The sequence below is a fragment of the Emticicia sp. BO119 genome, from assembly GCF_013912375.1.
GTDB lineage: Bacteria > Bacteroidota > Bacteroidia > Cytophagales > Spirosomataceae > Emticicia.
Map to the genome: position 1 here is coordinate 328555 of NZ_JACETV010000001.1, position 14865 is coordinate 343419.

Annotated in this window: 8 protein-coding genes; 4 read left to right on the plus strand and 4 right to left on the minus strand. The window is 34.6% G+C overall.

Annotated features, from left to right (window positions below):
• Nucleotides 1–96 precede the first annotated feature (96 nt).
• A complete protein-coding gene (locus H1R81_RS01475) occupies nucleotides 97–1215 on the minus strand; it encodes a hypothetical protein (RefSeq protein WP_220275150.1) in 1119 nt (372 codons plus the stop codon).
• Nucleotides 1216–1815: 600 nt separating this feature from the next.
• On the opposite strand from H1R81_RS01475, the gene H1R81_RS01480 reads away from it, so the two are divergent.
• Together H1R81_RS01480 and H1R81_RS01485 are read left to right on the plus strand one after the other, a co-directional pair.
• Nucleotides 1816–1998, plus strand: a complete 183-nt coding sequence (locus H1R81_RS01480; protein WP_181838901.1) for a hypothetical protein — start codon at nucleotides 1816–1818, stop codon at nucleotides 1996–1998.
• Between the two features lie 125 nt (nucleotides 1999–2123).
• Nucleotides 2124–2537, plus strand: coding sequence for a hypothetical protein (locus H1R81_RS01485; protein WP_181838902.1), 414 nt, complete (start codon nucleotides 2124–2126; stop codon nucleotides 2535–2537).
• 288 nt (nucleotides 2538–2825) lie between these two features.
• Here H1R81_RS01485 and H1R81_RS01490 read toward each other — a convergent pair whose 3' ends face one another.
• The 3 genes from H1R81_RS01490 to H1R81_RS01500 all read right to left on the minus strand — a co-directional run bounded on the left by H1R81_RS01490 (nucleotide 2826) and on the right by H1R81_RS01500 (nucleotide 8760).
• Nucleotides 2826–3107: a hypothetical protein gene (locus H1R81_RS01490; protein WP_181838903.1), complete on the minus strand. Its 282-nt coding sequence runs from the start codon at nucleotides 3105–3107 to the stop codon at nucleotides 2826–2828.
• Between the two features lie 14 nt (nucleotides 3108–3121).
• The gene (locus H1R81_RS01495; protein WP_181838904.1) at nucleotides 3122–6103 is read right to left on the minus strand and encodes a DNA polymerase III subunit alpha; all 2982 of its coding nucleotides are present in this window, start codon (nucleotides 6101–6103) and stop codon (nucleotides 3122–3124) included.
• Between the two features lie 443 nt (nucleotides 6104–6546).
• Nucleotides 6547–8760: a hypothetical protein gene (locus tag H1R81_RS01500; RefSeq protein ID WP_181838905.1), complete on the minus strand. Its 2214-nt coding sequence runs from the start codon at nucleotides 8758–8760 to the stop codon at nucleotides 6547–6549.
• A 174-nt stretch (nucleotides 8761–8934) separates the two neighbouring features.
• Here H1R81_RS01500 and H1R81_RS01505 point away from each other — a divergent pair, with 174 nt between their 5' ends.
• Nucleotides 8935–10623, plus strand: coding sequence for a hypothetical protein (locus H1R81_RS01505; RefSeq protein WP_181838906.1), 1689 nt, complete (start codon nucleotides 8935–8937; stop codon nucleotides 10621–10623).
• On the plus strand, nucleotides 10592–14845 hold the full coding sequence (locus tag H1R81_RS01510) for a strawberry notch-like NTP hydrolase domain-containing protein (RefSeq protein WP_181838907.1): 4254 nt from the start codon (nucleotides 10592–10594) through the stop codon (nucleotides 14843–14845). The genes H1R81_RS01505 and H1R81_RS01510 overlap by 32 nt, the downstream gene beginning before the upstream one ends.
• Nucleotides 14846–14865: the final 20 nt, after the last annotated feature.

Here is a 14865-nt window from a genome sequence, read left to right on the forward strand (position 1 = left end):
TAATCAACGCCTCCTGAAAATCATCGGGTAGAGTAAATTTAAAATCTAACTACTAAAACCTTATTCGATATGAACTCTATTCTTTAATTTTTTTTATTATAACTTTTTTAAAATAGCCGCTATGGTTTCTTTTAATATACCAACCTCTTCTGAATTAAGGGAATCACCATCTTTTGCCTCACGATTTGTTTTCTCAGCAAACTTCTCTATAATAATCTTTCTTTGTTCGTTATCTGGACTACTTATTTTTAAAGCAATATAGAGCTTTCTAATAACCAAATCTTCATTCTCACATCTTATTTGATGCTCAATATTTGAGTTATATTGTTTGATTAAAAAACGTAAAATAGAAAATAGGAAAGTTCCAATTATTAATCCGATTGACACCCTTTTTATTATTTCATTTGTTTGATACTGAGGCTTTTGCGTCTCTATTTCTGCAATTTTTATTAAATTATTTATATTCAATGCAGACTTGTATAGTTGTTGTTTAAAAGTAATTTCTTCATTTAGCAGCGTATTTAATTTAGTTATTTCATTATTGATCCTATCACTAAATATTTGATTGGTGGAATATTCTTGAATTACTTCTTTTAAGGTAATTAAATTTTTGTCTTTATAGAAATTTGTTATCGCATTGTTTATAGCACGTACATCAGTTGAAGTAGAATCAAAAACCTCCATTGTTGTTCTAATTTCTTCTAAATTTTTCTTAATTTGTATTTCCTTGTCTAATTGATTGTCATTTGATAGCAAGACTATTATTTCTTGATTCTCATTCCTGATTTTTTCGAGTGATGCAGCAAAACTGTATTCATGATTTTTTATTAACAAGTAAGCAAATAGAAAAATAGAACAAATAAAATGAAAACCTACGCTAAATGAGGTATAAAAAAACTGATTAGCCTTTCTTTTGAATTCTACTTTATTATCTTCTAATTTCCCTATCATAAAAGGAATATAATCAATACCTAATTGTTCATCTTTTTCACCTTTAGGTAGAGAGGTATTGAAAATTGTATTGAATTTTGAATTTTTCAATATGTCCTTAAGGATGCTATTTGCTAAAATACCAGCTTCAATTCTATTTTGAGGGCTTAAATTAGGAGTAAATTTGTCATAAAGTCTAATAGTTAAATAAACAAAATAACTAATCGTAGTAAGCCAAATTAATGAATTAATTATTTCTGAAATTTCCAATCCTGGTATAAACATTCCAAATTCATAAAAAGATTTATCTATGATTCTACTTGGAATAAAATTGAAAATGAAAATTAGAATAGGAGTTGAAACTATTATAAAAATCTCATTTTTATTTTTAATTGTTTGTTTCTTGATAGAGTTACGGAGCCGGGATATTAAATAAATAATTAATACTACAAACAGGGTTAGTACAATAATTAAAGCAACTGAAATAAATGATTGGAAAAGACTTCTTAAATGAAAATTGATAGTTATAATGTTTTTTATGGTAGTTACAATACATTTTTTAAATATAGTAAGATTATCTTTTGCAATAATAAAAATTATTTTTCGGACTAAATCATGCTATTTATTTGAGAACGATTATAATAATTATGAAGAAAATCCCTTTTTTTTATACCAGTCTCAGTTTTTGCGCAAAGAAAAATTTCCTTCCCAATTGTGTTTTTATGGTTTGAATATAAATGATGGAGCTTGGATTAATAATTTAAGATTTTTACAGAATTTGGTCTGAATGTTAAAATTGATAATAACAGATATTTTAGCGGTGCGTCTGGGAGTGTAAACTGTCTTGGTTTTTGTTTAAATGCAGATAATGATAATTCTAAAAGTATGTTAAACCGGAATGCTGGGAACGGTGGAATTTATGGTGATGTTCAGGAATTTAGCAATCCTATAGATGGTAATAACGATGTTTTTGTGATAAATTTTGATGTAGGTAATTGTAGTAATGGAAATCAGTCGGCCATTGTAAAACAGGGTTTTGCATTAGGATTAGCGATAAGAAAATCTTAGAAGCTACGTAAGCTAACAATGTTATTTTGGTTGGCAATAGTATGGGAGGGTTAGCCATCAGAGAGTAATTATTAAATAGCGCAAATTGGATAAACAAATATGGAAGACATTGTGTTGCTAATGTCGTGACAGCTGGAACATCGCACGGAGGAGGTGATTTGAATTTATTAGGACTATTTTACTCTGAAGCTGTAAGGGATTTAAGAACTCAATATTATACTGGTACTAATGGAGTTTATCTTTTTGGGGGCCTTGAAAATGCTTCTACTATGTCACCTAATTTGCTAACTAATTATCAAAATATTGATGTTAATTGTAATGGTATAATTGGAGAAAGAATTTTAGGATTAAATAAAATTCCATTGCCTAATGATGTTACTTTTATAAGTATAGTTGGTAATTCTACATTTTTAATTGATATTGTTGTGACTGAATTTAGCCAAAATCTTACCAATTTTCAAAAATCATCTTCTCTTTATAATACCTTCAATATTAAAGGTCCAATGTACCTAGTAAGAAAATTTACTCTAAGCATGTAATTTCAGATGGCTCGCCTGTAACAATTAATCTTGGTAGTAATTCTTCTGGAGTTTATTTGGTGCATATTAAATTCAAAGATAATCTAAAGACTTTGAAGGTAATTATAGAATAAATAGGTGTTAGAATGGTGTTGATCATAACGCCATATTTGACATACATGATCTAAACAAAAAGGGCTATCATGCGATAGCCTTTTGACCTTATTATCTATAGTTAAAAATAATTTTATATAGGGTTTGCCTACTTTTCAAAGTTAGTAGAATCATATGTGTAAATCAAATCTTACTTTACTCTAAATTTATCCCCTTTAACAACGCAGATATATATTGACTTTTGATTAAATAGTCCGCAATTTCTTCATCAACTTCGACTGGGCTTATTCTTGTTAGGTGCTTAACAAAAATAGCATTATTCTCTACAACTACATTTCCAGTAATAGATATTTCTTTAAAATCAGCGCCTTTTACAATGTAAAGAATATCTTCTTCAATGCGGTCAATATAATTACCTACAATTGTATTCGCATGCTGATTTGTTGGATGATATTGTATATTATCATGTAGTGCCATAAGTGTAATAGATATTAATCTGAAATTAAAAAAGATTCTTCATAAACAGTAGGTTTATTTTCCATTCGGGGGTCAGGTTGAATAGCAAGTTTTTCCATTTCATTTACATTTAGTGAAAAGAAACCGAATTCTTCTATTACAACTCCTCTAAGCTGGTAAACCCCATTTCCTCTGAAAGGGTATTTATCATAGCTTTTTGAAAAATGAACTGTGTCAAAAAAATGACCTGTAGGGTCATAAAAATACCCGAAACACATCCGGTTCCCATTCTTATCTCGTAAGGGTTTGTAGGTAACAAGATAGCCAAATAATTCTATAAGTTTTCCTTTATATTTTGGTAAATCCAGTGCTGAAATTTTACTATCTATCGTATCAGTGCAATAGGAAAACGGAGGTTCAATCGAAAATTCCATAAACTCAATCTGGTCGTATATTTCCTCCAATCTGTAATCTATCAGTTCTGGTAGTTTAAAATCTACCTCAGGGTAGTCAAACAATGAATGTTTTTTGCTTGAGGGTTTGACTGGTCTATTAGCTAGAAACAAAGCATCCCATAATAGCTGTTTTTTTGAATATCCAAAACTCCTGAATGCACCTATCCGAATTAGAATAGTTAATTGTTCTACGCTTATATCTACACGATGCACAAAGTTCGATAGGGAAGTAAAACTACCACCATTATTTCTTTCATTCAATAATTTTTCAATAGTCTTGACTTCTAAACCTTTCAGGAACACCCACCCTAACCATAGCGTTTTACCTTTTAATTTTACAAAAATCTCACTTTCATTAATATCAGGTAATTCAATGACTCCACCACTTCTTTTTGCTTCATAGATATAAAATTCAGACCGATAAAAGCCGCCAAAATTATTGATAACAGCGGTAATGAATTCCAATGGATAATAGGTTTTCAGATAAAGGCTTTGGTAGCTTTCAACAGCATAAGAGGCTGAATGTGCTTTGGAAAAGCTGTAAGAGGCAAAAGATTCTACCTGTCTCCAGACTTCCTTAGCCACTTCATCCGAATAGCCTATTGCTTTGCAATTAGCAAACCACTTTTGGGTAACTCTCTCGAATTCTGCCCGTGAACGATGCTTACCGGACATGGCTCTGCGCAATATATCTGCCTCTGATAATTCGAGGCCCGCAAATTCATGGGCTACTTTCAGTACATCTTCCTGATAGATCATTACTCCATACGTTTCGGATAATACTTCACCCATTTTGGGATGTAAGTGTTTAATCAGGTTAGGGTTATGGTGTCTTTCAATGTAAGCTTTCATCATGCCGCTACTGGAAACACCTGGACGAATGATAGAACTCGCTGCTACCAAAGTTAAATAGTTATCACATCCTAACTTCCAAATGAGTTGTTGCATGGCCGGTGATTCCACATAGAAACATCCCATTGTTTCCCCGGTACTTAGCTGTGCATTAATTTTGGGGTCTTTCTTGAAATCGTTAATTCTTCTAATGTCTACATTGATTTGTTGATTTTCCCTAATATAATCTACAGCTGTTTTGATGTGACCTAATCCACGTTGGGATAATATATCGAACTTGGCGAATCCTATCTCCTCCGCAACATACATGTCCCATTGACAAATCGGAAAGCCTTTCGGTACTGGTTGTAGAGCTGTATAATGAAATAAAGGCTTATCAGAAATAAGTATTCCTCCGGCATGAATAGATAGATTGTGTGGCATATCCTGCATGAGTGGAGCGTATTGCTTGATGTATCTTACATATTCATTAGAAAAAACTTTTTCTGGGTATTTTAATAGTTCGTCTATTTCTGATTTTGGTAGGCCAAAAACTTTGCCTAGTTCTCTTACTGCAGAGTTCTTTTGATAGGTGTTATAAGTGGCGAGAAGACAAACATATTCCTTTCCATATCTATTAAATACGTACTCAATTATTTCGTTTCTCTCATCCCAACTGAAATCAATGTCAAAATCCGGTGGTGAGGTCCTGTGTTCGTTAATAAATCTTTCAAAGAAAAGGTCTAATTCCACGGGATCAACGTCAGTAATTCCCATGCAGTAGGCGACAATCGAGTTAGCCCCAGAACCTCTACCTACGTGGAAATAGCCTTGATTGTTTGCATACTTGATAATATCCCAGGTAATCAGGAAGTAAGATGAAAAATTCATGTCATCAATCACTTTTAATTCTTTTTCTATCCGCTCACGAATACCATCCGATATAGGTAAATATCGTTTGTTGGCGCCGTCGAGGGCTAACTTCCTGACTAGCTGTATATCATCTTCTTTTTTATTGGTGTAGAGTCTCTTATTTTTATTGATTTTATAATCAAAATCGTAATTACAGTTATTTATGACAAAAGCAGTATTCTTCAGTGCAGATTGACAGTGTTGAAACTTATTAAGAAGTTTATCTCTTTCGTAAAATAATTCTTCGCTATGCGCTTCAGCACTTTTAGGTAATTTACTTAGTAATAAATTTTTGCCAATCGCCCTGAGTAACCGATGTAGATTAAAGGTAATTTTATCTGAAAAGGTAATAGAATGATAAGCTAATAGTTTTTCAAATCCATTATTTTTCTGGTATTTGTATAGTTTGATTAACTCCCAGTGCCTTACACCTATATATTCATTCTCATCCAATATATAATTGTTTTCAAGAAAGGTATAGGAGTAAATGGTAAAGCAATATTTGAACTTCATTCGGTGCGGGAATGGTTTCTTGGTAAGTAGATGCACACTAAGAAACTGATTGATTTCAAACAATCCGTCTTGATTCTTTGCTAATGCAAAATATAGCATTTCATCGGTGTTTCTTATATCTACGCCAACCATCGGTTTTATATTTTCCTGCTTACATTCTTTTACAAAATCGAAAATGCCTGAAACATTATTAATATCTGTAAGAGCCAGACTTTTGAAGCCTGATTCTCTGGTCTTAGTGACCAAATCGGAAATGCTTAATGTGCCATAGCCGAGGCTATAGTAACTGTGTGAATTAAGGTACATGTGGAATTTTAAGTTTAGTTGATTTTTATGCAATAAATTTTAGCTCAAATATAGACCAGTATTTGGCGTGGGGGATTTGATGCGAAAGAAATGGGCAATAAGACATTTCTTCCGGCTTTGATTAAACGGAACCATAGGATTTATAAGTAAAATTAACAAAATGGGGTTCTTCTAAAGAATCGATAGTATTTTAATTCAACAGCTCAGCAAAAGATTAAAAAAAGTAAGGCAGGAAGAAAGGACTTAATCCAAATGTATAGAATAAAAATAATACGCACTGCTATACGTAAATATTAAATTTTTGCAAGAAATTAGCTTTCTACACGTTTTGTGGAGAGTTAATAGTAGGGTATTTATAATGTATATAATTCTTAGATAAAACGAAATTACACAAATTGTTTACTACTTTTTCTAGCCGATTTTTATCAAATATTCGAAATTTCTTACTTCGTTTTTCCAAACCGTCTAAAAGCCTGAATAGTCTGATAAACAAAATAGGCAATGAAAATTCTACTTAAATAATCCCAAAAGCGAGCAAATCCTTTCCAACCACTGAGGGTTGGTTTTATTTTAGAGTCTTTAAGGAAATCAGCTTTTCTGAGAGGATTTAAAAATTCAGGTGAATAAGAGAATAGTTCAAATGCTTTTTCATAATTATCGCCTATATTATAACCCAGGGATCTGCAATAAATCCAAAAACAGCATAAAGTGACTACAATCGTCACAAGCACAGCTCTCATCCAGTCATTACCGTAATTGCTTGAAATCTTATTCAACCAAAGATTAAAGCGTTCGCTCCAGTTTTTACGTCCATTTATTAATTGTGTTCTATATGTTTCAAGTTCTAAGGCTAAAAATTCACTTGCTCTAATATTGTCACCTCTATTATCATATATTTTTTTAAATTGAGAATAAGCAAGTCTTTTTCTCTCGTTATAATCGCTCTCATTACCACTTAGATGTATATTAATATTTACTGGCAAATGTGTGCCACCAACAAACACTTCTAGCATTTTGCTGCCATCGAAAACAAAATTTGAGAATTGGTCCAATTTACAATTTATAAATGATGTTTTACCTAAATCTGAATTAACCAATAAGAATTTTGTACTTCGATCAGAGCTTTCAAAATTATGCCTTTCATTGGTATCTATTAACTCATCTGTTTCATCTATAAACCTTTGATAGCTTTTTAATGGTTTCAAATGAATAAAATTGAGCCACGAAGTGTTTGTAAATAGAGAAAATATAATTCTGTTAATTTCTGTATTACTTATTTGAAAAACTGAATCCTTTGGAATAGCACATCTTTCAAATAATAAGGACTCAATCTCACATTCTTCTATATTCATCATGCAAAAAGTATCCTGCTTCCACTCTAAATTTTGAAAGTAACTTTTTTGTAAAACAACCCTTCTATTATCCTTACCTTGTAACCAGAGTTTATAAATCTTTGAACTAGATGAAATATAAAGTTGTCTTTTAATGGTAGATTTCTCTATTTTGATTTCACCAACAATACATTTATTTATTTTAACCTCATCACACTCCATTTCAAAAAAGTTTATATCATTTATAGTTGAATTATCAACTATGAATTCTCCACATCCTTGCTTTTTATCATGATTAGATTTGATTATTGAAATATCACTAATAATGCATTCATTTTTTACAATAAACTCCTGAACTGCTGAATCATTAAAATTAAAGTATCCGCATTGGCTATAATCCTCTATTGTTATTTTTCCTATTGAGGAGTTTTCGCTTATATGAAAATTATTAGTTTTAGGGTGATAAAATATATTGATTTCCTTTATTTTTGAATGGCTGATAATAAAATCGTCTATTATTGATCTAGCTTTTATTATTATGTTGTCAATTATTGAACTACGAATATCAATATTGCCAGTTATAGATTTCCTCTCAAAGCTGAAACTTTTTATGGTTGAATTAAAAATAATAAATTCCCGTACCATAGATTTACTTTGTTTTACATGTGTCATGGTTGGGTTATTTATTATTTGAAAATTTCTTACTATTGAGTTATTTTCAATAGTAAAATTTTTAAACTCTGACTCGTATATGATAAAATCCTCAGCCCATGAGTTGTTGATACATACCACGTTACCTTTGGCTTTGCCGGAGATTGTTAAATTTTGGATGGTTGATTTTTTTGATACGTTAAGATTGAGTATTGACGCATTTTCAATTATAATATCTTTAGTAGAAGTGTTTTCATTTATTGTTATATTCCCTGCATTCGAATGGTTACTGATGTGTATATTCCCAATCTTTGAATAATCATTTATTGTAATGTCTCCAATAGTAGAATTGTTAAATATAATATCTCCAATTATTGAACTCTTTACTTCAAAAATGTTCAAACCGTCTTCGTTTATATTAGAAAAACTAATTTGGTCTATTTTGCAGTCAATAAATTTTAATTTTTGACAATCAAAATTATGAGGCCCTACAATACTTATCGCATCTGCATTTAGACCTTTAAAAGTCCAAAAAGGTGGGGTTTCCATGTTTTCATTATATAAATATCCTTTATTTAAATAGTCTTGACGATGTACACCAGGACCTTTAATCGCATTTAATAATGTATTTGCAGCAACATTGATATATTTTTTTTCAGCAGAAGGTTTTTGCATTTTAATGAATAAGTTTGGGGTAGATTTTACAAGTAACAAAGTATTAATCTCATACTCAAATTAATTTATTATCCGGCATAAACCTAAATATTTTTCTCTTTTATTTTTACATTAGTAACCCATTTACTAACTTTATCACGACGAAATTTTTGGGTGTTTTAGCGAACACTCAAAATGAAGAACACAACAAAGCCGAAAGGCTCATTTATATTAATCCCTATCAGAAATACGCCTCAAACGGCGAAAACGATAGCAACACAACTTATTCCGAAATGGTCGGGAGAAGCTGCATTTATTATACCTTCTGTCAAAGGTAAATCCCTCAAAGAAACTTGTAGAAACCTTTATTCCTATTGCCGGAAAGAATTTGCCTATCATGTTGACCCTAAAGGAAAGGAGTTAATCCGCTCTCCCTACCAATCCTGGTCTGACCGCAAAAATGGAATAGATTGTGAAGATTACGCCATTATTATCGCTTCCACTTTACTAGAATTAGGCTATTCTTCTACCTTGAGAATTGTCGATTATGGCAATGGTTGGCAACACATTTACGTCTTAGTGCAAGGTATAGTTATTGATCCTGTTAGCTCTCTCTTTAATTACCAGGAAAGCTACAACAGGAAACTGGATTTCGTAGTAGAAACTACCAAAGGCTTAAGTGGTTACAAAGCGTTTAAGTCAATTGGTAAAAGCATCAATGCCTCCAAGCTAGCATATGAGAAGAAACTAGGCAAAGAAGCACTCAAAATGCGAACCGCTCAACAAATGTACGCTACGCATGGCCATCAGGGTGTAAGGGATTTTTTTGTGGCCAAAATGCAGGAAAAAATAGCAGCCAAAGTCAAACTCAATAAGACGGCTATTGAGAAAATTGCCCAATATCAATACAACATTGAAGACCCCAGAGAAGTCAAGGAACTGACAGAACTAGCGATTGTTAAGGTTGTCCGCTCCATTGCTCATCATCCCAACAAGTCAGTTCGGGGCATTTATGAGAAATTGGTGGAGTTATACCAGTCTCAGGTAAACCTATCGCTTCGTACCTCAACCTCAGTACTTTTGCAGCAATACAGTACCCCATCACCCATAGCTTACCTAATGGGCGTTTACTGTGGTATTCATCTAAACCATCCAGATGAAAAGTACCTGGAACCGAGTGCCGGCAATGGACTGCTTACAGTAGCGGGTAAACCAAAACAATTCTATGTGAACGAAATTGACGACTTACGTGCGAATAATCTGGAGAAACAAGGCTATGCTCAGGTAACCCGATTAGATTCTTCATCGACCAACTTCAGAAAAGGCGTTACTACCAGGTTTGATGCCGTTATTACCAATCCACCTTTTGCTGCTTTAGATAAAAAAGACTGGGTAACATTTGATGGCTATGAAATCAAAGATTTAGACCATTTGATGGCGATTCGTGCCTTAGAGTTGATGAAAAGCGATGGGAAAGCTGCTATTATTATCGGTGGCCACACCTCCTGGGATGAACTGGGAAGAATTCAAAAGGGAAAAAATCGCCTATTCATTAATTATCTCTACAGTCATTATCAGGTTGACGATATTATCCTCATTGATGGGGATTTATACTCTCGCATGGGAACCTCTTTCAATATCCGCTTAATCCTCATCAATGGGCGAAAAGAAAAGCCGGAAGGTGTAGCACCACTCAGGAATTTTGCTCAGGCAGAGGTAGTCGGCTCATTTGACGAATTGTATGAAAGAATCATGTTGAATGTCCGTGCTTTTGATTTGTCACATAAGGAAAGCCTGGCTGAATCAGAAGCACGTGCCCATAGAATCAGAATTTTAAAATTAAAGTATTCCTATGAAACAAATCCGCCAAAAACACACCACTAAAAGAGTAAAAGCTACTACCCGTACCAATAGCAAAGGATTAGGGGATATGTATCGACCATCCAGTAAGGGAAAATCCTTACAGGTAGATACACCTGATAGTATGTCCTATGAAATCCATCAATCTCTGAAAAGATTAAAGGCAGCCGTTGGTAATGTCGATACCTATGTACAGAAAAAATTAGCTTATTCAACTGAAAAAGCTTTGTTGGATGCTTTGTCAGCCGAGCAGATAGATGCAGTAGCATTGGCAGTATATAATATTGAGGTGAAAGGTCAGGGAATTATCATAGGCGACCAGACCGGCATCGGTAAAGGACGTATTGCAGCAGCGATGATACGTTACGGAGCAGAGCAGGGAAACAAACCCATTTTCATTACCGAAAAACCCAATCTATTTTCAGACTTATATAGAGATTTAAAAGCCATTGGCAGCGGTCATTTGCGACCCTTCATTGTCAATAGCCGAGAAAGTAAGACCCAAATAAAAAATGAAGATGGTCAGGTAATCTATGAAGCTCCGGAAAAAGCAGAGCAGGATAAGATTATTAAATCAGCTGCTTTGCCTCGCAATTACGATTTTGTAATGTTGACTTATTCACAAATCAGCGTGGGGTCAACAGATAGTAAAGGAGAGATGATAGGCGTTAATCCCAAAGTAAATTTCGTCAGAGCATTAGCCAAAGATAACGTATTGGTGATGGATGAAGCGCATAATGCTGCCGGTGAAAGTAATACCGGTAAGAACCTGCAGGAGATTGTAGCCAGAACAAAAGGTGTTATTTTTCTGTCAGCGACTTTTGCTAAGCGTCCGGACAATATGCCGATTTATGCCATGAAAACGGCTATGAGCGAAACCAACTTGGACAACGAAGGTTTAGCAGAGGCAATCAGGAAAGGAGGCGTTGCTTTACAGGAAGTACTTGCTTCACAGTTAGTAGGACAAGGGCAAATGATTCGTAGAGAAAGAAGCTATGAAGGAATCGAAGTAAACTATCTCACGACTGAGGAACATGCTGCCAAACAAAAGGCTACCGCAGATGCAATCACGGAAATCATGCGGGACATCATTGGTTTTCAGGAAGAATATATTCAACCGGAAATCAAACACCTCAATAAGATTATTGCGGCAGAGCAAGGAGAGGTAAAAGAGCGTATGGGCACATCGAAAGCAGGGGTAGATAACTCTCCCTACTTTTCTAAAGTGTTTCAGGCTATTAACCAGATGTTATTTGCTGTAAAAGCTGAGGCAGTCGCTGAAAGAGCCATCATGTGCTTAAAGCAAGGCAAAAAAACGGTTATCGCTTTTTCCAATACGATGGGCAGTTTCCTGGAAAGTCTGGAGAATGAAAACGGGCTACCGGTAGGTGATGGGGACAGAGTAAGTGCCGATTTTGCCACTGTGCTAATTAAAGGTTTGGACGGCGTTCTTCGCTATACAGTCTATGATGCTAAGGGTAATGCCGAGCATAAGATGTTTGATCTGTCTGACTTTTCTCATGAAGCACAATTGCGCTATAAGTACATTCTACAAAAAATCAACCGAGCCAGCACCGGTATTGTGATTAGTCCGATTGATTTAATTAAGCAGAAGATTCAGGAAGCAGGATTTAGTGTAGCTGAGGTAACAGGACGTAAATATGAATTGAGGCTAGAGGAAAGGAGTATTTCAAAAGAGGAACTAGCTAAACTAAGTAAGGTCAATTCGGGTGGTAAGGGAAATACGGTTAAAGTTCCGGCTTCAGTAAAACCTGTTATGCCGGTTGTTCAACAAAAAATTGTGGTACAATCTGAGGAATTCAGCGGTATTCTTTCGGACTTAGAAAAGCAAGTAAAAATGCTTCCCAAACTCGGAAAACAGGAAAGCTTAGGTGCAGAAGCAATGGTTTATCTGCATTATTTCTATGGTGGTTCCGACTGGTATATTACTGAATGGGATGGCAAAGACCAAATGTTTGGGTTTGCTATTCTGAACGATAATGTAAGCGCCGGAGAACTGGGCTATATGAGTGTGAAAGAACTCACTACCACCACAACCCGACATGGTTCAATTGAATTAGACTTTCATTGGAGACCCAAAACGCTTAAAGCAATAATGGGGAAAAGAACAGAAGGTTTAGGTAAAGCTGAGCTTAAATCTTTTATCGGAACCATTGTAACTCGCAAAAGGGAAAATACCAATGACGCTTTCAGAAGGTTCAATGACAATGAGGTCGACGTGCTGATGATTAACCAGTCAGGTAGTACCGGTGCTTCGGCTCATGCAATTGCCACTAAAAAAGTACCTGCCAGTCAGGTAAAACAACGGGTGATGATCGTACTTCAGGCTGAACTGGACATTAATACAGAAGTACAAAAAAGAGGTAGAATTAACCGAACCGGACAATTGATTAAGCCTATCTATGATTATGTGACCTGTGCAGTGCCGGCTGAAAAGCGATTGATGATGATGCTTCAGAAGAAACTCAAGTCACTTGATGCCAATACTACTTCCAATCAAAAAAACAGCGAAGCAATTCTAAAAAGTGATGATTTCCTGAATAAGTATGGCGACGTAGTCGTACTTGATTACCTGAAAGAAAACCCTGACTTTAATCGGGAAATTGGTGATCCGCTTGGCTTGTTAAAATCAGACAAGGATAGTGGTAAGGAAAGAGCAGTTCCGGAAGATGCTGCCCATCGGGTTTCTGGTCGTGTGGCTGTATTGCCTACCAAAGACCAGGAGGAATTCTATGATGAAATCATTCGAAGGTATCATAACTATATAGAGCAATTAATTGAGCAGGATGAGTATGATTTGGAAGTAGAAACGATGGACTTGCAAGCAACATTAGTGGATAAATCTATATTGGTCGTTAATGCTACCGGTGGAAAATCTCCTTTTTCCGATCATACCTATCTGGAAAAAATGGAAGTGAATGTATTGAAAAAACCATTTTCTGCGGCTGAAGTAGAAAAGAAAGTAGCAGCTACATTAAATGGCATTACTCCTCAAAAATATAGCCTAGAATTGACAGAGAAAGCCAGTGACGTAATCGCTAAACGCCTGGAGGAATTGATTAAAGAGGAAGAAAAGAAGTATTCCAAATTGATTAAGGAAATAGTAAATGAGAAAGGCTACTTAAAGCTTAATTCAAGTGCTGACAAACAAGCTTATAAAGTTACTCGGGAAGCAGAATTAAATGAGGCCAAAGAGCAAAAGTTTGTCTTACTCAAAAGTAAATATGATAGCGAATTTGAATACCTGAAGGACTCCTTTCAATATTTTACACCTGGTCGTAAGATATTTCTGCCGAATGATGCTGAAAATATTACAGCTTTAAAGACATTGGGAGTGGTCATAGGCTTTAAAATTGGTTCAAACAAAAAGAATCAGTTTGCTCCCTCTAATTTGTCAATCATAATAGTCTTGGCAAGTTCTAAAAAACAAATCACTATTGATTTAGGAGCCAAGAACCAAAAGACTGCTTATGCTATCAGAGGCGCAAGTCCTTATTTTTCTCCATCATTGGAACAGACACTTACCGAATGGAAAACAGCCATTACTGAAAGTAGTAAGGATAGAAATATCCGATACATTGCTACCGGTAATCTGTTACAGTTTTATGGACAAGACGCCTTTCCTAAAGCAAAACTGGTGCAATTCACGACTTCTGATGGCAAAGTACGAAAAGGAGCGTTGTTGTCTGAAGCATATAAACCGAAAGGTACGGGCTATTCTCAGGAAGGAGAACAGAAAATCATTGTTCCTCTGAGCAAATGTGTAGGCGTTATCGAACGTCTTACTACAAGAGATAAATTGGAGTGTTCTCATAACCTGGTAATCATGTTCAACAGTAGTGCCATGAACTACCGTTTCATTGTACCAGCTTCTCGTCAATCTGGAGGGCATATTTATCTTGACCCCCATGTATTAGAATATATTGTGAAGCATGATTTCAGAAAAGTGTCTAATCAAATGATGGGAGATTGTGCAACAGAAAATTTGCCGGCGTTGTGTGAAATATTAGCAAAGAAACTAAAAGTAAATGCTGAATTATCTCAAAAACAATTTGAATTGATTCAGCATGAGTTTGCTATCAAAGAAAATCTGGGTGATGAGATAAAGCCGGTTGAACATAAAAAACAGAATCAGGCCGATGAAAATGAATTGGCTAAGGTAGAAGCAGAAGCCAGGGCCCGACGCATCAGGATAATCAAATTAAAGTTTCAGTTCAAAAAATAATCTAAATACCACCATACTAC